The organism is Mycolicibacterium lutetiense (assembly GCF_017876775.1).
Classification (GTDB): domain Bacteria; phylum Actinomycetota; class Actinomycetes; order Mycobacteriales; family Mycobacteriaceae; genus Mycobacterium; species Mycobacterium lutetiense.
Genome location: NZ_JAGIOP010000001.1, coordinates 291,342 through 310,335, shown reverse-complemented (window position 1 = coordinate 310,335; position 18,994 = coordinate 291,342). Strand labels below are relative to the sequence as shown.

At 65.8% G+C, this 18,994-nt stretch carries 20 protein-coding genes and 1 tRNA gene; 11 read left to right on the top strand and 10 right to left on the bottom strand.

Annotation, left to right across the window (positions count from 1 at the left end; all coding sequences use genetic code 11):
- Position 1 precedes the first annotated feature (1 nt).
- Positions 2–1,012 carry an LLM class flavin-dependent oxidoreductase gene (locus tag JOF57_RS01510; protein ID WP_209912971.1) on the top strand — a complete coding sequence of 337 codons (1,011 nt, stop codon included), beginning with the start codon at positions 2–4 and terminating at the stop codon, positions 1,010–1,012.
- 3 nt (positions 1,013–1,015) lie between these two features.
- Here the strand turns inward: JOF57_RS01510 and JOF57_RS31310 are convergent, their stop codons facing one another.
- Together JOF57_RS31310 and JOF57_RS01500 are read right to left on the bottom strand one after the other, a co-directional pair.
- Entirely contained in the window at positions 1,016–1,630 is a 615-nt protein-coding gene (locus JOF57_RS31310; RefSeq protein ID WP_209912968.1) for a TetR/AcrR family transcriptional regulator, read from the bottom strand.
- A 235-nt stretch (positions 1,631–1,865) separates the two neighbouring features.
- Positions 1,866–2,447, bottom strand: a complete 582-nt coding sequence (locus JOF57_RS01500) for a TetR/AcrR family transcriptional regulator (RefSeq protein ID WP_209912966.1) — start codon at positions 2,445–2,447, stop codon at positions 1,866–1,868.
- A gap of 189 nt (positions 2,448–2,636) precedes the next feature.
- On the opposite strand from JOF57_RS01500, the gene JOF57_RS01495 reads away from it, so the two are divergent.
- The 3 genes from JOF57_RS01495 to JOF57_RS01485 are packed head-to-tail and all read left to right on the top strand — an operon-like array spanning position 2,637 to position 4,622.
- Complete coding sequence (locus JOF57_RS01495) at positions 2,637–3,200, top strand: nuclear transport factor 2 family protein (RefSeq protein ID WP_209912964.1); 564 nt, start codon at positions 2,637–2,639, stop codon at positions 3,198–3,200.
- The gene (locus JOF57_RS01490) at positions 3,197–4,078 is read left to right on the top strand and encodes an SDR family NAD(P)-dependent oxidoreductase (protein WP_209912962.1); all 882 of its coding nucleotides are present in this window, start codon (positions 3,197–3,199) and stop codon (positions 4,076–4,078) included. The genes JOF57_RS01495 and JOF57_RS01490 overlap by 4 nt, the downstream gene beginning before the upstream one ends.
- The gene (locus JOF57_RS01485; RefSeq protein ID WP_209912960.1) at positions 4,068–4,622 is read left to right on the top strand and encodes a nuclear transport factor 2 family protein; all 555 of its coding nucleotides are present in this window, start codon (positions 4,068–4,070) and stop codon (positions 4,620–4,622) included. The genes JOF57_RS01490 and JOF57_RS01485 overlap by 11 nt, the downstream gene beginning before the upstream one ends.
- 7 nt (positions 4,623–4,629) lie before the next feature.
- Here the strand turns inward: JOF57_RS01485 and JOF57_RS01480 are convergent, their stop codons facing one another.
- On the bottom strand, positions 4,630–5,283 hold the full coding sequence (locus JOF57_RS01480; RefSeq protein ID WP_407666527.1) for a TetR/AcrR family transcriptional regulator: 654 nt from the start codon (positions 5,281–5,283) through the stop codon (positions 4,630–4,632).
- A 73-nt stretch (positions 5,284–5,356) separates the two neighbouring features.
- Here JOF57_RS01480 and JOF57_RS01475 point away from each other — a divergent pair, with 73 nt between their 5' ends.
- Genes JOF57_RS01475 through JOF57_RS01465 form a run of 3 tightly spaced genes read left to right on the top strand, consistent with a single transcriptional unit; the run spans position 5,357 to position 8,285 of the window.
- Positions 5,357–6,037 (top strand): hypothetical protein, encoded by a 681-nt coding sequence (locus tag JOF57_RS01475; protein ID WP_209912955.1) that lies wholly within the window; start codon positions 5,357–5,359, stop codon positions 6,035–6,037.
- The gene (locus JOF57_RS01470) at positions 6,034–6,843 is read left to right on the top strand and encodes an SDR family NAD(P)-dependent oxidoreductase (RefSeq protein ID WP_209912952.1); all 810 of its coding nucleotides are present in this window, start codon (positions 6,034–6,036) and stop codon (positions 6,841–6,843) included. The genes JOF57_RS01475 and JOF57_RS01470 overlap by 4 nt, the downstream gene beginning before the upstream one ends.
- A complete protein-coding gene (locus JOF57_RS01465) occupies positions 6,840–8,285 on the top strand; it encodes a cytochrome P450 (protein ID WP_209912950.1) in 1,446 nt (481 codons plus the stop codon). Before JOF57_RS01470 ends, JOF57_RS01465 begins: the two co-directional genes overlap by 4 nt.
- Before the next feature lie 20 nt (positions 8,286–8,305).
- Here JOF57_RS01465 and JOF57_RS01460 read toward each other — a convergent pair whose 3' ends face one another.
- Positions 8,306–8,776, bottom strand: coding sequence for an SRPBCC family protein (locus JOF57_RS01460; protein ID WP_209912948.1), 471 nt, complete (start codon positions 8,774–8,776; stop codon positions 8,306–8,308).
- A gap of 237 nt (positions 8,777–9,013) precedes the next feature.
- Here JOF57_RS01460 and JOF57_RS01455 point away from each other — a divergent pair, with 237 nt between their 5' ends.
- The gene (locus JOF57_RS01455) at positions 9,014–10,213 is read left to right on the top strand and encodes an IS481 family transposase (RefSeq protein WP_209912946.1); all 1,200 of its coding nucleotides are present in this window, start codon (positions 9,014–9,016) and stop codon (positions 10,211–10,213) included.
- 24 nt (positions 10,214–10,237) lie between these two features.
- Here the strand turns inward: JOF57_RS01455 and JOF57_RS01450 are convergent.
- The 5 genes from JOF57_RS01450 to JOF57_RS01430 all read right to left on the bottom strand — a co-directional run bounded on the left by JOF57_RS01450 (position 10,238) and on the right by JOF57_RS01430 (position 14,705).
- Positions 10,238–10,310 (bottom strand) — tRNA-Ala (locus JOF57_RS01450).
- Between the two features lie 55 nt (positions 10,311–10,365).
- Positions 10,366–11,547 carry a divisome protein SepX/GlpR gene (sepX, locus tag JOF57_RS01445; protein WP_209912944.1) on the bottom strand — a complete coding sequence of 394 codons (1,182 nt, stop codon included), beginning with the start codon at positions 11,545–11,547 and terminating at the stop codon, positions 10,366–10,368.
- 234 nt (positions 11,548–11,781) lie between these two features.
- Positions 11,782–12,438: a GNAT family N-acetyltransferase gene (locus JOF57_RS01440; protein ID WP_209915688.1), complete on the bottom strand. Its 657-nt coding sequence runs from the start codon at positions 12,436–12,438 to the stop codon at positions 11,782–11,784.
- A 46-nt stretch (positions 12,439–12,484) separates the two neighbouring features.
- A complete protein-coding gene (gene glp / locus JOF57_RS01435) occupies positions 12,485–13,723 on the bottom strand; it encodes a molybdotransferase-like divisome protein Glp (RefSeq protein ID WP_209912942.1) in 1,239 nt (412 codons plus the stop codon).
- A gap of 52 nt (positions 13,724–13,775) precedes the next feature.
- Positions 13,776–14,705, bottom strand: coding sequence for a UTP--glucose-1-phosphate uridylyltransferase (locus tag JOF57_RS01430; RefSeq protein ID WP_209912940.1), 930 nt, complete (start codon positions 14,703–14,705; stop codon positions 13,776–13,778).
- A gap of 27 nt (positions 14,706–14,732) precedes the next feature.
- Here JOF57_RS01430 and JOF57_RS01425 point away from each other — a divergent pair, with 27 nt between their 5' ends.
- From JOF57_RS01425 to JOF57_RS01415, 3 genes are all read left to right on the top strand, one after another.
- On the top strand, positions 14,733–15,344 hold the full coding sequence (locus JOF57_RS01425) for a 5-formyltetrahydrofolate cyclo-ligase (RefSeq protein WP_209912939.1): 612 nt from the start codon (positions 14,733–14,735) through the stop codon (positions 15,342–15,344).
- A 106-nt stretch (positions 15,345–15,450) separates the two neighbouring features.
- Entirely contained in the window at positions 15,451–17,280 is a 1,830-nt protein-coding gene (locus tag JOF57_RS01420; protein ID WP_209912937.1) for an amino acid permease, read from the top strand.
- Positions 17,277–18,164, top strand: a complete 888-nt coding sequence (locus tag JOF57_RS01415; RefSeq protein WP_209912935.1) for a universal stress protein — start codon at positions 17,277–17,279, stop codon at positions 18,162–18,164. The genes JOF57_RS01420 and JOF57_RS01415 overlap by 4 nt, the downstream gene beginning before the upstream one ends.
- Here JOF57_RS01415 and JOF57_RS01410 read toward each other — a convergent pair whose 3' ends face one another.
- Positions 18,165–18,941 carry an HNH endonuclease family protein gene (locus JOF57_RS01410; protein ID WP_307869935.1) on the bottom strand — a complete coding sequence of 259 codons (777 nt, stop codon included), beginning with the start codon at positions 18,939–18,941 and terminating at the stop codon, positions 18,165–18,167.
- Between the last annotated feature and the right edge of the window lie 53 nt (positions 18,942–18,994).

Below are 18,994 nucleotides of genomic sequence, written 5' to 3'. Positions count from 1 at the left end.
CATGAAGATCGGCCTGGTCGTCATGGACGAAAACCCATCCGACGCGCTCAAGGTGGCCAAGGCCGCCGACCGCGCCGGCGTGCACTCGTTGTGGAGCATCGACTACTACAACCGAAGCAGCCTGACCCGGGCCGCATCGTTCGCCGCCGTCACCGAGAACGCGATCGTCGGCACCAGTGTCACACCGCTTTTCGCCCGCGCACCACTGGCACTGGCGTCGGCTGCCGCCGATATCCAGGCCCTCGCCGGTGGCCGGTTCGTGCTCGGCGTGGGCAGCAGCACCCGGCGGATGAACCAGGACTGGTACGGCGCGGCGTTGCAGCACCCGGCCCCACAGGTCCGCGAGCGCATCGAGTTGATCCGGCAGTTGATCGCCCATCGCGGCGGGCCGTTCCGCTTCGACGGCCGGTTCGACACGGTGGCGATGGCCCACTACGAGCGGGCCGGGCTACCCACCGAGGTGCCGATCATGGCGGCCGGGGTGGGCGAGCACATGGTCAGGGCGGTCGGGCAGTGCGCGGACGGCTTCGTCGGGCACACCATCGCCTCGGCCGAGAATCTGCGCGACGCCTCGCTACCGCTGCTGGCCGCCGGTGCGGCCAAGGCCGGCCGGGACGTCAATGACATCCGGGTCACCACGCAGATTGTGGCTTCGGCCGATTCGGACCGTCTCGCGGCACGGCGGGACGCTGCGGCACAGGTGGGCTTCTACGCCACCCCCAAGGGTTACGACGCGCTGTTCCCGGGTGGCGAGCACACCGCAGAGCGCCAGGCCAGCCGAGAGGCCCTGGCCCGCAACGACCTCGACGGGGTGGTCGCCGCCGGGCAGGCGATGGTCGGGGACCGCGCGGTGTTCGGAACCCCGGAGGACATCGTCGAGCAGCTGCGTCGCTACGCCGACGTGGTCGACTGGGCACTGCTCTACCCGCCGCACTACGGGGTCGAGGCCGAGCGGATCAACGCCAACGAGCACCTGCTCATCGAGGTGGCCGCCGCCGCAGGAGCCGGATAGCGGTCAGTAGAACAGGCACAACGCACGGTCGACGATCGCGGCACGCAGGTCGGCGCGGTCGTCGTCGTGCATGCCCGGCCCGATCCAGACCGAGGACTGGTTGAGAATCCCGTGCAGGCACTGCAAGGCGACATTGACGTCGGGGCAGGTGAATTCACCGCCGGCCACACCGCGGTCGACGACCCGGCGGAACACCGCGTCGTGGCGACGACGCATGTCCTTCATCGGTTCGTCGAACACCGCCGGCCAGCCCCGCGGCCAGGAGAACACCGCGGCCACCTCGGGTGCGGTCTCGGTCAGGATGCGGATCTGTTCATCGATCAGGGCCGCAAGGTGCTCGCGGGCACCGACCTTTCCGATCGCCTCCTCGCGGGCCGCGAGCCGCTGCAGCACGTCCTCGGTGAGGGTCTCGAGTGCGGCGGCAACCAGGGCATCCTTGGACGAAAAGTAGTGGTAGAGCGTGGCCTTGGCGATGTCGGTCTGCTCGGCGACTTCTTCCAGGCTCATACCCTGGTAGCCGGACTCGGTCAGGATTCGGGTGGCAGTCTTGACGATCTCGGCCTTACGCCGGTCACGACGACGCGTCACTCGGCTGGAGCCGGCGGGCTGAACCTCCACGCCCCCATCCTAACCGGGGCTGGTCGACTACCCGACCGAGTGGACGAATAGCGGTTCGTCGAACTGCGTTGAGCACCTAGGGTCACAGCTGCCACTTCTACCCCGGCTCAGGAAGTGGGGTATGAGTTCGAAACGCGGTATCCCCGGTGTTATCAGGTTTCTCAAGCACCTGTGCCCAACCGGCTCCCCAACCCGGCGATGATGACGTCCAGATCGAATTGAAAGTCGTCCCCAGTCAGCGCTTTGGGGCGGGCAATTCCAAGATTCGACGGCCGACGGCGACGAGTTCTTCACGCAACGCATCATCAGCGAGGTCAGGGTCCGCGGTCGATGCAGCACCTGCCAAGCCGGTCATCACCGCCGCAGCATTGATCGCGCCGGTAGGCGATGAGCCGACGGCAGCCAGCAGGGCAAGTTGACGCTCGATCAACGCAGCCCACTCCGGTTGGTTTCTGAGCACGCTGCTGACGCTGGGGTCGAAAACAGTGACGGCGGTCAGTGACCGGTTCCTCGCCACGATGTCGGCGTACCCGACCAGAATCGCCTCAGCGCGGGCGCGGTCGCCACGGCTGCGCTCCGCGCGCTCCACTACCTGCCCGATCTGGCTGAGCATCGGCTGCATCAGGGCGATCAGGAGTTGCTCGCGGGTGCGGAAGTGGTAGTAGATCGCCGCTTTGGTGAGGTTCAGTTCGGCGGCGATCATCTGCAGCGAGGTTCCGGCGAAACTGTACTGGCTGAACAGTTTCATCGCCGCGTCCAACATCCGGCGCCGAGTCGGCTCCGGCCAGGCCGTGTCGTCAACGACGCCGATGCTCATCGCCCCTCCTCTGACGGCCAAGTCGATCCCGACACACCCTACTTGCCGATCATAAAGATCAACGCTCATTTCTCGAAAAACGTTTACTTTCTGATCAGCAAGACATTACTTTACGAACAGCTAGAACAGTCGCTCGACGTTCCCGTCGACCCAGACAAATCCCGAGAGCGAAGGGCTACTGGCCTGACCATGAACCCCGACACCCGAGAACTCACAGAACTGCTGGACCGCGACAAGATCCGCTCCTGCCTTGCGCGGCTGGCCCGAGGCGAGGACCGCCGCAACGCCCAACTCATCATCGGGTCGTATTGGCCGCGGGCCGTCGTCGATCACGGCATCGTCAGCGGAACCTTCGACGAATATCTCGGATGGGTAGTTCCGGGCTCGCCCGACATTCCGGTGACGCAACACGTGCTGGGGCAGAGCACCATCGACCTCCACCTCGACTCGGCCCTGGTGGAAACCCACGTGCTGGCCTACCACCGAATGGTCACCGGAGACGACCACAGCGACACAGTCATCGGTGGCCGCTATCTGGACTGGTTTGAGAAGTCCGCCAACGAGTGGCGGATCTCCAAGCGCACCATGGTCTACGACTGGGTTCAGGACCTCGGCGCATCGATCGACTGGCGAACCGGATTCATGGGAATGCCGCTCGATGCCGAGCGCTATACCGGGCGAGCTGCGGGTGACCCCAGTGAAGACTTCTTCGGCGACTCCTGGAGTCTCACAACGCAGAACGGCAACCGATGACCTCGCTGTCGGGCCGTGTAGCCGTCGTGACCGGGGCCAGTCGCGGAATCGGTAAGGGCATCGCGTTGGCGCTGGGTGACTCCGGTGCCACGGTGTACGTCACCGGGCGCACTGCGACGGTCGGTGAGCACGACCTGCCGGGCACTATCGGCGAGACGGCGGCCGAGATCACCCGACGAGGCGGAACCGGGATCGCGGCAAAAGTCGACCATGCCGACGACAACCAGGTGAGCGCCTTGTTCGACCAGGTGAGAATCGAGCACGGTCGACTCGACATCCTGGTCAACAACGCGTTCGCCCTCCCCGACGACCTCACCGACCCGAAGCCTTTCTGGGACAAGCCGATATCCAACTGGGAGATGGTCGACGTCGGCGTGCGCTCCAACTTCACCGCGGCCCGCCTCGCCGCCCAGATCATGGTGCCCCAAGGTTCCGGGTTGATCGTCGCAACATCGGGATACGTCGGCGTCACGTACACCTACGGCGTCGTGTTCGGCCTGGCCAAGACGGCTGTCGATCGAATGGCACGCGACATGGCCATTGAACTTCAGCCCCACAACGTCGCATCGTTGTCGCTGTGGCAGGGCCTCACCATGACCGAACGGGCGCAACACAATCTGACGGCCCGACCCGAGATGACGCAGTCACTGGTCACAAACCCTGCGGTCGGCTGCTCTCCGGAATTTCCCGGCCGGGTAATCGCAGCTTTGGCGACCGACCCCGCGGTGATGGACCTGACCGGGGGCACATTCATCACTGCCGAACTCGCCTACCGCTACGGGATCACCGATATCGACGGCAGGACCATCCCATCGCTGCGTGCCGAACGAGGATCCCCGATCTGGCAGCCGCTCACGGAGGCATCTCATGGACGCTGATCAACATGCTCGACTCGAAGGCCTGCTGTCACGTCAGGAGATCACCGACTGTCTGACCCGATTCAGTCGTGGCATGGACCGGTTCGACTCCGAGCTGTTCCTCTCGGCGTTTCATCCCGACGCGCAGATCGCCGCGGGTGACTTCGTAGGACCGGCGACCGATCTGTACGCGTGGGCACACGCCATGCATGAGCAGGGGCAGATCGCCACCCAACACAACCTGTTGAACAACACAGTCGACATCGACGGCGACATCGCGCATTCCGAAACGTACTACCTGTTCGCCGCACGGAACCTGGACGATTCCAACTGGATCGCCGGAGGACGGTACTTCGACCGGCTCGAGCGCCGAGCGGGTCAGTGGCGTATCACGCTACGAACCAACGTAATCGAATGGTCCGGCATGCTGCCGACGATGCCGATACCGTTCGCCGACGTCCCCGACATCGCCGTCAACGGCACGTCGGCGCGGAACCGAAGCGACCCGTCCTACCAGAGGCCTCTGGTCAACCGCCGCGATCCACACCACCCCGGAGCCAGCTGAGGCCGGCCTAGGAAAGCCTGGCGCGGGCCACCTGCGCGGCCCCGTTGCCTGTGATCAACCAGAGAGTGGCGAGCTGCGCGATGAAATCGTCGAGGGACAGGTTGACTCCGCCGTTGACGAACTCCAGGATGGCATCCGCCGTCCCACCGACGATGAACGCCGGTGCCACCTTGGCCAGGGGGTCTCGCTCCAGCTCGACGCCGTGCACTGTGCGCCCGTGGTCGATGAGTACGTCGGTCAGCCGGTGCATGACCGTGGTGCGGTGCGTATCGAGCTCGGGCGAAGCCGCCACCCCGCCGAGTAGGACGCGGGCGCGACGCGGGTCGTCCACGAGCGCCCGCACTGCAGCAGCGACGCTCGCGAGGGCCTGAACCTCCAGTGGCTGCTGTGCGGCCGCGTCGGCCGCCTCAACGGTGGCGACGCGGACATTCTCGGCAATGTCGTCGACGACGGCGGCGGACAGCTCATCGAGGTCGGTGAAGCTCTCGTAGAAGTAACGCTTGTTGAGACCTGCTGCGGCACAGAGTTTCTCGACCGTCGCGCCGCGCCACTCTTTGCGCGTCATCAGGTCCATCGCAACATCCAGCAGACGCTCGCGCCGTTGCCGACGGCGAGCGTCCGCCGACTGGCCTCCGTAGGCGCGATTCGTCGTTGACACCACCCCGACAGTCTGGCACAGTCCCGTACCAGATATTAGGCACGATTCCGTACCAGATGCTTCCACCAGGAGAACCATGACAACCGCAGCCAAGAACACCGGCATCGACAATCAGGCACCGGACACGGCCCACACCTCGGTGTTGAACGACTTGCGCGAGTTGGCCCAGACCGCACCGGCCCTGGCCCAGCGCCAGGGCTGGGACTACCTACAGGAACTCGGCACCGCGGGTCGCCGCGACCAACTCGCCGCGCTGTTCGAGCGGGGACACGCACCCGACGGACCGCACGGAGCCATGGAAGGTCTGATCGTCGGCAACCTCTTCGGCATTCCCGAGGCGTCCCTGGCGAATCCGCTGTTGAAAATCGACCCGACCTGGCGGGGAAAGACATTCGACACCAATACCGGCTTCAACCGCCTCGCGCCGATCGCCAAGTACGCGATGCGCGTCATCGCGCCCCTGTACCGCGGACTGCGCCGGGCCGGATCCGAGATGGTGGGATTCGAGTTCACCCACCGCATCGACACCGCGGCTATCCCGCCCTACATCAAGGTTCGGGCACTGGACTACAGCCCGGATGAATTCCGGAACCCCAGCGTGCGCACCTTCCCCATCAAACGGACCCGCGACGAAATCGTCGAGCTGCTACCCGGCCTCTATCTCGGGCGGGCCCTGCTGAATATGAACAGCGGCGAAGTGCGACCCATCGCATACTTCGCGCTGCGGGAGTTCACCGACGAGAGCGCGGGCCGATGATCGACCTCGACGGGGCCGTCGCATGCGTCACCGGCGGTGCGCGCGGTATCGGTCGCGCCACCGCGACGGCGCTCGTGCAGCGGGGCGCAACGGTATGGATCGGCGACCTAGACGCCGACGAGGCCGCACGCACCGCACGCGAAATCGGCGCGAAAGCAACCCATCTGGACGTCACCGACGAGTCGAGCGTCGCGGCGTTTCACCGTGCGGCATCCGCTGACGGACCGGTGGTGATGTTGGTGAACAACGCAGGCATTCAGCACATGGGCCCTTTCGTGGACCAGAAGCTCGCGGCGTACCACCAAGAGATCGCCGTCAATCTGACCGGCGTCGTCAACGGCATGCACGAGTTTCTTCCCGGCATGCTCGATCGCAATCACGGCCACATCGTGAACGTCGCATCGATGGCGGCCAAGGTGACCACTCCGGGCATGTCGGTGTACTGCGCCACGAAGTACGCGGTGGCGGCGTTGTCACGAGCCGTCCGCGCCGAAATCGCCCACACCGACGTCACCATCACTACGGTCATGCCTACCGCAGTCCACACCGACCTGACCGCAGGAGTCACTCTCGACCTTCTCCCCACCCGGCAACCCGAGCAGATCGGAACCGTCATCGCCGACAGCGCACGCAACCCCGGACGCGAGGTCACCGTCCCGAAATGGTTGTCGCCGTTCGGACTGCTGGAGGAAGCCACGCCGGAACCGGTGATGCAATTGTTCAAACGACTCGCCACTCGAAACGAGCCACCCGGCCACTTCGACGAAGATCGTCGCCGTGACTATTTGGATCGGATCGACGGATGACGACATTGGCCACGTGCCTCGCGTCGCCGGCGAACAAACACCGCCTGCAAGCGTTCGGCGCCGCTGTCACGTCACGGTTTCCCAGCGGAGATCACCCACTGGCCACTCCGCCACCGGGGTCGAACCTCAAGCCGGTCATGGGTAATTACGGTTTTCCGTTCCTCGGCCATGTATTGAGTACCCTGGCCGATCCCCTGACCTTCGCCCGGGACCGCTACGAGCGTTACGGACCGGTGTCGTGGGCCGGGGGCGTCGGCTTCCGCGTCGTCGGCCTGATGGGCCCCGATGCCCTCGAGACCGCATGGGTCAACCGGGACAAGGTGTTCTCCAGCACGCGCGGTTGGGCACCGGTCATCGGACCGTTCTTTCACCGCGGAATGATGTTGCTGGATTTCGACGAACACCGCGACCACCGCCGCATCATGCAGGCGGCCTTCACCCGCAGCGCGTTGGACGGCTATCTGGGACTGATGCGGCCGAGTATCGACCGCACCCTGCGTAATTGGCCCTCGGCACAGCGCTTTCCGTTCTATCCGTCCATCAAGGCGCTACTGCTCGAACAGGCCGCGGAAGTGTTCGTCGGCACGCACCTCGGTCCCGAGTCCGACCAACTGTCGGCGGATTTCCACGACACGGTCCGAGGCGGGCAGGCGCTGGTCCGCGCCGACGTGCCCGGCGGTGTGTGGGCCAAGGGGCTGCGGGCCAGGGAGCGGCTCGAACGCTACTTCGCCGAGCAGGTTCCCGATCGCCAGCGCGGCGACGGCGCCGACCTGTTCTCGATGTTGTGCCGCAGCCAGGACGAGGACGGCGCCCGGTTCACGCCGGCCGACATCGTCAACCACATGATCTTCCTGCTGATGGCTGCGCACGACACCACCGCCATCGCGTTGTCCATGCTGACTTACGAACTGGGCCGGAACCGGCAGTGGCAGGACGCGTTGCGCGAGGAGGCGATCAGCCTCCCGAATGACACGCCGACGGTGCTCGACCTGGAGGCCTACCCACTGCTCGATGCCGCGTTCAAGGAGATCCTCCGGATGTACGCGCCGGCCGGCGCGCTCTTCCGCCAAACCGTCCGCGACACCGAGATCCTCGGACACTTCGTTCCACGCAAGACCCAGGTGGCTATCAATGTCTATGCCTCCATGCGGCTTTCCGACTGGTGGCCCGACCCCGACACGTTCAATCCGGAACGGTTTGTGAACAATGCGCAATCCCGCGCCGATGTGAGCCGCTACGTGTTCGCCCCGTTCGGCGGCGGCGCGCACAAGTGCATCGGCCAGCAGTTCGCCGATATGACGGTCAAGACCACCATGCACCAGATGCTGAGACGATTCGAATGGAGCGTGCCTGACGACTACCGCCTTCAGCTGACCTGGGGTACCGGGCCGACCCCGGCCGACGACCTACCGATCACCCTGCGATCGCGCGCGCTGACGTAAGCCACGCCCTTCGACGCGAATCAAGTCGCGTAGCGGTCGTGCAACTTGGTCAACGTGGACTCGATACCCTTCGCGTTGCCCTTGGCGAAGCCCATTCGCTCGTAGTACTTCAGCGTGTCCTTGATCGGCCCGGTGTCGCGGTAATCGAATGTCTCTGTCACGCGTGTGAGGGTGGGGGCGAGCGCGGTGAACTCCCAGCGCCAACGGTGCCCCACTGGATGTCGCCATTCAAAGAGTTCGTCGGGTCTTACCGCGGTGACGACGCTGGTGATCCGGTAGGGCACCCCGTACATCCGCATCCCAGTCGTGAACTTCGCCCCCGGAGCGATGTCATCTGGGCACGACACGTTGTCGCGGACGGTGCCCGAACCGTCGATCTCGTGGTGACGACGCGGATCGGCGATCATGGCGAACAGTTCGGCCGCAGGGGCATTGACCTCCACGGAGCGGCTGATCTGATTCGGACCCGCGTCAACGATGCTGACGGTCATGGTGTGCCCTTCGATTCGCATTCACTGTTCGAGGACCAGTATGCGACGGTTCATCCTCGCTGAGGGATAGCTGAGGGATAAGAGAAAGACCCGCCGTCTCCGGCGGGTCTTAGCTGTTCAAACTTTGTGGAGCTAAGGGTGTGTGAGTTCACGACATAGGTGACACCTGAGTCGGGACATGGGTGACACCTGCGATGGCACCTCGATGAGTCGCGTCATAGGTGACAGTCATGATTCATGTCGAAAGCCCGCGTGGTGGTGTTGGAAATCGTCTCCGGTCATCTGTCGGTCAGCGCCGCGGCCCGTACCTACGGGATGTCCCGTCAACACATCCACCGACTGCTCAAACGTTTCCGGGAAGGCGGTCTGGAAGCCGTCGATCCCCGCTCTCGGCGCCCCGCCAGCAACCCCCGTGCAGTCAGCGATGAGGTCATCACCGCGATCGTGCTGCTGCGCGAAAAACTCACCGCACAAGGCCTCGACGCCGGCCCGATCACCCTGCAAGAACACCTGGCCCAACAACAGCTACCGGTGCCCTCGACCTCCACCATCCGACGCATCCTGCACCATCACGGACTGATCGCCCCGCAACCCCACAAACGGCCCCGCAGCTCCTATCACCGCTTCGCCGCCGAACAACCCAACGAATGCTGGCAGTCCGACTTCACCCACTGGACCCTGGCAGACGGCACCGACATCGAGATCCTCAACTGGCTCGATGACCACTCCCGATACCTGCTGTACTGCACCGCATTTACCCGCGTCAGCGGACCCGACATCGTGGCCAGTTTCACCACCCTCATCGACATCTACGGCCCGCCGGCATCCACCCTGACCGACAACGGATCGGTCTACACCTCACGATTCACCCACGGCCACAACGATTTCGAACGACTTATCGCCAGCCTGGGCATCACGCAAAAGAACGGACGCCCCGGCCACCCACAAACACAAGGCAAAATCGAACGCTTCCACCAAACCCTCAAACGCTGGCTGGCCGCCCGCCCCCGACCATCGACCCTGGCCGACCTGCAACACCTGCTCGACGAATTCCGCATCATCTACAACACCGAACGCACCCACCGAGCCCTGCCAGCCGCCACCACACCGGCGCAGGCCTACACCGGCCGACCCAAAGCCACCCCGGACGCAATGATCGAACACTTCCGCATCCGCCACGACACCGTCGATCAATTCGGCAAACTCACTCTGCGCCACGGCAGCCGACTACACCACCTGGGCATCGGACGCCGCCATGCCCATACCCCGGTACTCATTGTGGTCACCACCACCAACGTCACCATCATCAGCAAAACCGGATACCACCTCATCGCTGGCCACCGGATCAACCCCGACCGCAACTACTGGCCCAACCAACAAAAAACCCCGGCCAAAAGACCGGGGAATTCTGTAACCGATGACTCGACTCATGTGTAACCCATGACCCGACTCACCACATTGTGGAGCTAAGGGGAATCGAACCCCTGACCTTCTCGATGCGAACGAGACGCGCTACCAACTGCGCTATAGCCCCTGATACCGGAACGCAAGGCTACCAGTCGCCGGCCTGGAACCGGAAACCGGCCGCTCTACTGCCCGGCAGCCCGCGGTAGATCGTATTCACGGGCCGTCGACGCGTACGACGCGTAAGCCAGGTGTTCGAAGATCGGATCCTCGTCGTCGATGTCGAGTACCGCCGCGCCGGGCCTACGCAGCCGGGCAGGTACCACGTCGAGCTTGTGGTCGTCGGTGCTCTCCACGCCGAGCCGGGACCGCGCCATCCGCTGTGCCCGACGACGTCGCAGTTGTTCCTCGATGCGGGTCTGACGGCGCAGGTAGGCCAGGTAGAGCACGGTCAGTGTGGCCGCGCCGCCACACACCCACCAAGCCGACGGCGTCACGAGCAAGGCAGCGCCCGCCGAGAACAGGATCGTGGCCGCCAGCACGGCCAACACGCGCTTGCGGAACCGGAACTTGCGTGCGGTGACCTCCGCTGAGGTCTTGGACTCGAACCGGCGCTGGCGGGTGGCACTCAGCGACGCGACGGGCGTCTCCGCCTGTTCCCCGTCGACCGGCTCGTCCTCGGCCTCGGGTTCCAGGCCCGACGAGTCGTCGACGTACTCGTACTCGTCGTCGGAAAGGTCGTCGGGATCCTCGGACTCCTGAATGTCCTCGGAATCCAGTGCGATGCGCTCGGTTTGGGCCTCCGATTCGACAGAATCGAACTCCTCGACGGGCTCTTCGACCGCGACAGGTTCGGGTTCCGGCTCGGCTTCGACCTCAGGCTCGGTCTCGAACTCCAACTCGAGTTCGGGCTCGGACTCTTCCTCGGGCGCAACAACCGGTTCGGCGGCTTCGGCCATCGAACCGACGGGCAGCGCACCGGAATCCTCGTCGACGACATCGACGTCGAGGTAGTCGGGCTCAGCGGCGGTCTCGACGCTCACCACCGCCGCGGCCACCACCACGGTGTGCTGCACGGTGGCACGCACGTGCACCTCGGCCGGCTCTTCATCCTCTTCGAAGTCGTCGTCGAGCTTCTCGTCGAGGTGGTCGGCCGTGTGCTGCCAGTGCGGATCGCTGTGATGCCCGGCGGCCGGGCCGCGTCGTAACCGTTGCGCGTTGCGGCCGCTGTTGAGTACTCGAGTCGCCAGGGCGACGTCGCTGGTGCGACGCACCGAGTCGCGCTTGCTGATCAACATCGGAACGAGCACGAAAAGCCAGAGAACGACGAGGGAAATCCACAGCAGTGACTGGGGGATGCTTGGCATGACGCCTGCTCCTTTCCCCTTCAGGCTAGGTCTGTGACCAGCGCATCCATCGATGGCGCGCCGAGACAATTACACACCTGTAATTCAATCGATACAAGCACCAACAGCCACATTTGCCACATTAGTAACAGTTCGGTGGACCGGTTTTCGTTGAGATTGCTTCCAGGGCTGTGAATCCGGCGAAATCGCGACCGTGGGCGCAATCTCAACGCGGCGCGCCGTCGGCGCGAAGACTCAGCACCAACTGGCCCGTCCCGCCGAAACCAGCGCTTGGCACGCCGAATGTTTCAGCTCCTCCAACGTGAGCGCCACCAGGAGATGGTCGCGCCAGGCACCGTCGACCTCTAGGTAGCGGCGCAACAGGCCCTCCTCGCGGAACCCGACCCGTGCCAGCACAGCCCGGCTCGCGGCGTTCTCCGGACGCACCGTGGCCTCGACCCGGTGCAACTGCACCCCGGTGAAGGCATGGTCGAGCCCCAGCGCCAGCGCACCCGTCGCCACCCCGCCACCGGTCTTGTCGCTGGCCACCCAGTAACCGATCCAGGCTGATCGCAGCGCGCCGTGGGTGACGTTGCCAATCGTGAGCTGGCCGGCGAACTCCCCGTCGAGCTCGATCACATACGGCAGCATCCGCCCGCGCCGGGCCTCGCCGCGCAATCCCGAGCAGATCGCGGGCCATGACGAAACCCCATGGCGGAGACGCCAATCCACACCGCTGACCGGCTCCCAGGGCTCAAGGTGAGCCTGGTCGGCCAGCCGGATCCGGCTCCACACCGCGGCGTCGCGCAGCCGCACCGGGCGTAGCCGCACCACGCCGGCCTGCACGCGCAACGGCCCGATCGGAACGGGCCAGCCCGGGTGAAAAGAAGCACTGGAGCGCAGCCAGCTCATCCACATCGTCGATTCGTCACACCGTCATTCATCGAATGAAGTCTTATCAGCCGCGCTGAGCCAGGAATGCCACATCCACGGTTTCACCGGTGCGGACTTCGTCGACCTCACTCGGAATCACCACCAGACAGTTCGCCTCGGCGAGAGTGGCCAGCAAATGCGTCGACGCGCCGGGCGCCCCGCCCAGTGCCTGCACCAGGTACTCGCCGGTGTCCTGGTCGCGCATCAACTGCCCGCGCAGGTATCCCGTGCGCCCGGCCACCGAACTGATCGGCGCGAGCGTGCGGGCCTTCACGACGCGGCGCATCGGTGCGCGCTTGCCCAGTGACAGCCGGATCAGCGGACGCACCATCACTTCGAACACCACCAGCGCGCTGACCGGGTTCGCAGGCAGCAGGAAGACCGGCACGCGGTCGCGGCCCAGCTGCCCGAAGCCCTGCACCGACCCGGGGTGCATCGCGATCCGGGCCACCTCCATCTCGCCGAGTTCGGCGAGCACGGTGCGCACCGATTCCGCGGCCGCCCCGCCCACCGCCCCGGCGATGACCACGATCTCGTTGCGATTGACTTGACCTTCAACGGTTTCCCGCAGTTCCGCCGGGTCGGTGCTGATGATGCCGACGCGGTTGACCTCCGCGCCCGCATCCCGGCCCGCCGCGGCCAGTGCGTAGGAGTTCACGTCGTACACCTGCCCGGTTCCGGGGTTGCGGGACACGTCGACGAGTTCGCCGCCCACGCACATCACCGACAACCTGGGCCGTGGATGCACCAGCACGCGGTCCCGTCCGACCGCGGCAAGCAGGCCCACCTGGGCCGGACCGATGATGGTGCCGGACCGCACTGCGACGTCACCGGGTTGCACGTCGTCGCCGGTGCGCCGGACGTAGGCGCCCGAGCGCACGCTGCGCATGATCCGGACCCGGCTCTCGCCGCCGTCGGTCCAGCGCAAGGGAAGCACCGCGTCGGCCAGCGTCGGCATCGGCGCGCCGGTCTGCACGCGCGCAGCCTGCCGGGGCTGCAAGCGACTCGGGGTCCGTGCCCCCGCCTCGATCAACCCCATCACCGGCAAGCTGATCTCACCGGCGCCGTCGCCCACGGACAACACGTCGACGCTGCGCACCGCGTACCCGTCGATCGCGGCCTGGTCGAACCCCGGCATCGGCCGTTCAGTCACGACCTCTTCGGCACACATCAGGCCTTGCGACTCGGCGATGGCCACTCGCACCGGCCGGGGAGCCACCGCGGCAGCCGCTACCCGAGCCTGCTGTTCCTCGACCGAACGCACAACACGCCTTCCTATCTACGGGCCGACGTGCGAGGGACCGGGCCAGCTCTTGCTAGCCCTCCTGTCCGGTCAGACCCAACCGTTCTTCCAACCACCGCCGCAAATCTGGGCCGTAGTCGTCACGTTCCAACGCAAAGTCAACCGCAGCCTTCAGGTAGCCGCCGGGATTTCCCAGGTCGTGTCTGGCTCCGCGGTGCACAACCACATGTACCGGATGCCCCTCTTCGATCAGGAGTGCGATGGCGTCGGTCAGCTGAATCTCCCCACCCACCCCGCGCGAAACGCGACGTAGTGCATCGAAGATCGCCCGGTCCAGAAGGTAGCGGCCGGCGGCGGCGTACGGGGACGGCGCATCCTCGGGCTTGGGTTTTTCCACCATTCCCTTGACCCGCAGCACGTTCGGATTGGCCGCGTCGGGCACCGTCTCGACGTCGAAGACGCCGTAGGCGCTGATCTCGTCTTCGGGGACCTCGATCGCGCACAACACCGTTCCGCCGCGCTTGGCCCGCACCTTCGACATGATCTCCAGTACGCCGGTGGGCAGCACCAGATCGTCGGGCAGCAACACCGCCACCGCGTCCTCGTCGGGAGCCAGCGCACCCTCGACGCAACCGACGGCATGTCCGAGGCCGAGCGGCTCGGCCTGCACCACCGACTCGACCTTGATCAGTGCGGGGGCGCGGCGGACCTTCTCCAACATCGTCTTCTTGCCGCGCGCCTCCAGCGTGCCCTCGAGCACCAGGTCCTCGACGAAATGCGCGACGACGCCGTCTTTGCCTTCCGAGGTGATGATGATCAGTCGTTCGGCGCCGGCGTCGGCCGCCTCGGCAGCGACCAATTCGATACCTGGGGTGTCGACCACCGGCAGCAGTTCTTTGGGGACCGTCTTGGTCGCAGGCAGGAACCGCGTACCCAGACCGGCCGCGGGAACCACGGCCGTGTAGGGAAACGGCACCTCAGGCGCCTTGTGAGACGTGCTCATCGTTCACACACTAACGTTCGTTCTGAAATGGTGGAGGGCGTGACCCCGCCGACCAAGACCGAGTTGCGAGCCGACGTTCTCCGTGCACGACGGGCCGTACCGGCCGACCTCCGTGACCGCGAGACGCTGGCACTTTGCCGCTGGCTGCCCACTCTCGTCCGCGGCGGCCAGACGGTGTGCGCCTACGCTCCGGTGGGCTCCGAACCGGGGGCGCCGGCCCTTCTGGACGCCCTGTCGGAACTCGGTGTGCGCGTGCTTCTTCCGGTTGCCCGAAACGACATGGACGGCCGCGCATTGCCGATGCAGTGGGGCGCTTACGAACCGGGCACGTTGGTGGCCGCCGAGTTCGGTCTGCGCGAGCCTCCGCCGCCGTGGTTGCCCGCCGGATCGATCGCCGACGCCGAGGTGGTACTGGTGCCCGCCCTGGCCGTCGACCGCGACGGGAACCGGTTGGGCCGAGGTGCCGGCTTTTACGACCGCAGCCTGATCTACGCCTCGCCACACGCGCGGCTGGTCGCGGTGGTGCGGGACGACGAGTTGGTCGACGCGTTGCCCGCCGACGCCCACGACGTGCGGATGACGCATGCGCTGACGCCTGCGGGCGGGATCGTGCGACTGGGCAACCCCGCCGGGAACTGAGCACAACTCGTCGTCCGAATTGCCGCCCGCGGTTTCGGCGTCGGGCATAGCGTCAACCTTCTGACGAGATGTGATGCACGTCACGTACGCGAGAAGGGGTGGCGATATGGGCGAGACTCCGGTGTTGAACAAGGCGCTCAGTCAGAGACAGCTGACGATGATCGCGATCGGCGGTGTGATCGGCGCCGGACTGTTCGTCGGATCCGGCGTGGTGATCGGCGCGACCGGCCCCGCTTCCTTCATCACCTATGCCCTGGCCGGCGTGTTGATCATCATGGTGATGCGCATGCTGGCCGAGATGGCGGTGGCCAATCCGTCGACCGGCTCGTTCGCCGACTATGCGCGCAATGCCCTGGGCAACTGGGCCGGTTTCTCGGTGGGCTGGCTGTATTGGTACTTCTGGGTGATCGTGGTGGGCTTCGAGGCCATCGCCGGTGCCAAGATCATTCAGTACTGGGTGCACATCCCGATCTGGCTGACGGCGCTGCTGCTGTTGGTCGCGATGACTGCCACCAATCTGTTCTCCGTCTCGTCATTCGGTGAATTCGAATACTGGTTTGCCGGCATCAAGGTCGTGGCGATCCTGGCGTTCATCGGACTGGGCATGCTCTTCATCTTCGGACTGTGGCCGCACAAGGAGATGGACTTCTCGAATCTGACCGCGCACGGCGGGTTCTTCCCGTTCGGGCCGATGGCGGTCACCGTCGGCGTCGTGACGGTGATCTTCTCGATGGTCGGCGCCGAGATCGCCACCATCGCGGCCGCGGAGTCTGCCGATCCCGAACGCGCCGTGGCCAGGGCCGCGAACTCGGTGATCCTGCGGATCGCGGTGTTCTTCGTGGGCTCGGCGTTCGTGCTCGTCACGATCCTGCCGTGGAACAGTGAGAACCTCGCCGCATCGCCGTTCGTCTCCGCATTCACCGAGATGGGCATCCCCTACGCCGACCACATCATGAATGCCGTGGTGCTCACGGCCGTGTTGAGCTGCCTGAACTCGGGCATGTACACCGCGTCGCGGATGCTGTTCGTGCTGGCCGCCCGCCGTGAAGCGCCGCCGCAACTGGTCAGCGTCACCCGCCGCGGGGTACCCGCAGCGGCGATCCTGACGTCATCGGTGGTCGGCTTCCTGTGCGTGATCGCGGCGGCGTTCGCCGAGAAGACGATCTTCGCGTTCCTGCTGAACTCCAGCGGCGCCATCATCCTGTTCGTCTACCTCCTCATCTGCATCTCGCAGATCGTGCTGCGCTACCGGACCTCCCCGGATCAGCTCAAGGTGAAGATGTGGTTGTTCCCGGTGGCGTCGATCCTCACGGCGGTGGCCATCGCGGCGATCCTGGTGCAGATGTACCTGCAGGAGGAAGTGCGTTCGCAACTGGTCCTGAGCTTGGCATCGTGGGCCGTGGTGATCCTGCTGTTCCTGGCCAACCGCTGGTTCGTCGGGCGCCGGCCCGAAACGCCCGAGCCTGAGCGGGCGGCCGGGGCCCCGCGTCCGCACCGGGTGTTGGTGCTGGCCAACGAGACCGTCGAATCCGATGAACTACTCGACGAGTTGCGCCGCATCGGCGCGGACCGCGACGCCGTCTATCAGGTGGTGGTGCCGGCCAGTCCGATCGACACCGGGGCGGCCGCCACCCACGGCCCGCTCGACATCGCCGCAGCCACCACCCGCGCGGCCCAGCGCCGCCTCGATCACACGCTGAGCACGCTGCGCTCCGAGCAGTTACCGGCCGACGGGGAATTGGGTGACTATCGTCCGCTGCGGGCCCTGGCCCGTGCCGTCGAGGCGTTCCGACCCGACCAGATCGTGATTGCGACGCTGCCGCCGGAGGATTCGGTGTGGCACCGATTCGATGTCGTCGACCGGGCCCGCGCCGATTACCAGATCCCGGTGACCCATGTGGTGGCGCGGGTGCGCACCCAGGAGCACGCGTCGTGACGATCCTCGCGGCATTCAGCGCGAGCCGGCACAGCGGCGCACCCCTGAATCTGGCCGTCCAGCTCGCCCGCACCACCGGGGAGCGGGTGATCGCCGCAGCGGTGGTGGAGAGAGCTTGGCCGCCCCGGGACGACCCCGTCGAGGTCGAATATCTGGCCTACGTTCGCGCCCAAGCCACCCAGGAGTTGCAACGGGCTACAGCGGTGCTGCCCGCCGATATCGGCGTCACCCCGTTGGTACATGAATCTACTTCGATTCCAACGGGTTTGATGGAGCTTGCCGATGCTCACCGGGCCACGCTGGTGACGGTCGGCTCCTCGTCGTCGGGCATGCTCGGGCGCGTCACGCTGGGGAGCGTCACCGAGCGCCTGGTGCACACCGCGCGGGTGCCGGTGGCATTCGCGCCGCGCGGATACCTGCAGACCGAGGGACGGATACGCCGGCTCACCGCGGCCTACGGCGGAGAAGCCGATGTCAACGGGCTCATCCCGGCCACCGCTGAGCTGGCCGCGGCGTGGAAGGCCACGCTGCGCATCGTCTCGTTCACGGTCCGCAACACCGCGGCCTTCGCCGGAACCATCGAAACCTCGGCCGAGGAGTTGGTGGTCCAGCAGTGGTCACGGCGAACCATTGCCGAGATCACCAAGCAGCTCAACGCCATTCGTGACCGGATGGCCGTTCCCGACGTCGACGTGGTGGTCGGCGCGGGTCACGACTGGAATGCCGCGGTCGAGAGCATCGGATGGAACACCGGAGACATGCTGGTGATGGGTTCGGGTGCGGCCGCGCCGTTCGCCCAGGTATTCCTGGGCTCGGCGGCCGGCAAGATCCTGCGCCACTCACCGGTCCCGCTGATGATCGCGCCGAGCTACCGCCGCAGCTAGTCAGCAATTGTCGAGCACGTCCGACATCGCCCGCTTCTCTTTCTCCGACGCCCAGAGTCCGTACGCCGATTTCACCTCGACCTGACGGGCGACGAACTCGCAGCGGAATGCCGCATTGGGTGGCAGCCAACTGGCCGCGTCGCGGAACGCCTTGTCGAAGTTGGGCTGTGCCGCCACCGCGATCAGGTTGCGTGGATCGTTCGCGAAGTCCATGCGCCGCTGCGGGTCCCAGGTGCGTGCACCCTTGTACCAGGCGTCCGACAGGGACACGAGATGGTCGATCTGCACGGCGCTGGAGGTGTCGGGCCCGCGGGTGAACGCGACCTCGACGCCGGTGTAGGGGTCGTGGAGGATGCCGGTGGCGGCGTAGCAGGTGCCGGGGCGGACGGTCAGCTGAGCCAGGTCGCGGCGCAGGATGTCGTCACGGGTGTTGCAGCCGTTGTGGCCGAACTCGACGTTGACGTCGTCGCTCCACGCCTCACCGAAGCGGGACCGGAGGTAGTCGGTGTCGCGATCCCATCCCTTGACCGGCAGCCCCGCCAACAACGTTCGGGCCCGGTCGTAGCCGGGGGTCCGCTGCACCGGCGCCGGACCGACGGCCGGGGACGCTGACGGGTGCGTGGTCGGGTGCGCCACGGAATCCTCGACCGGGCTTGCCTCCCGCATGCGGGCCACCAGGAGTACGGCCAGCACCGCCAGGATTACCGCCACCACGAGCAGGACCGCTAATCTTCCGGAGCGCCGGCGCCGACGGCGCGCGGGAATGACATGGCCCACATAGCGGTTCTAGCACTTGAGCCGGTAGAGTGCTAACAAGTTTGACCAACTCG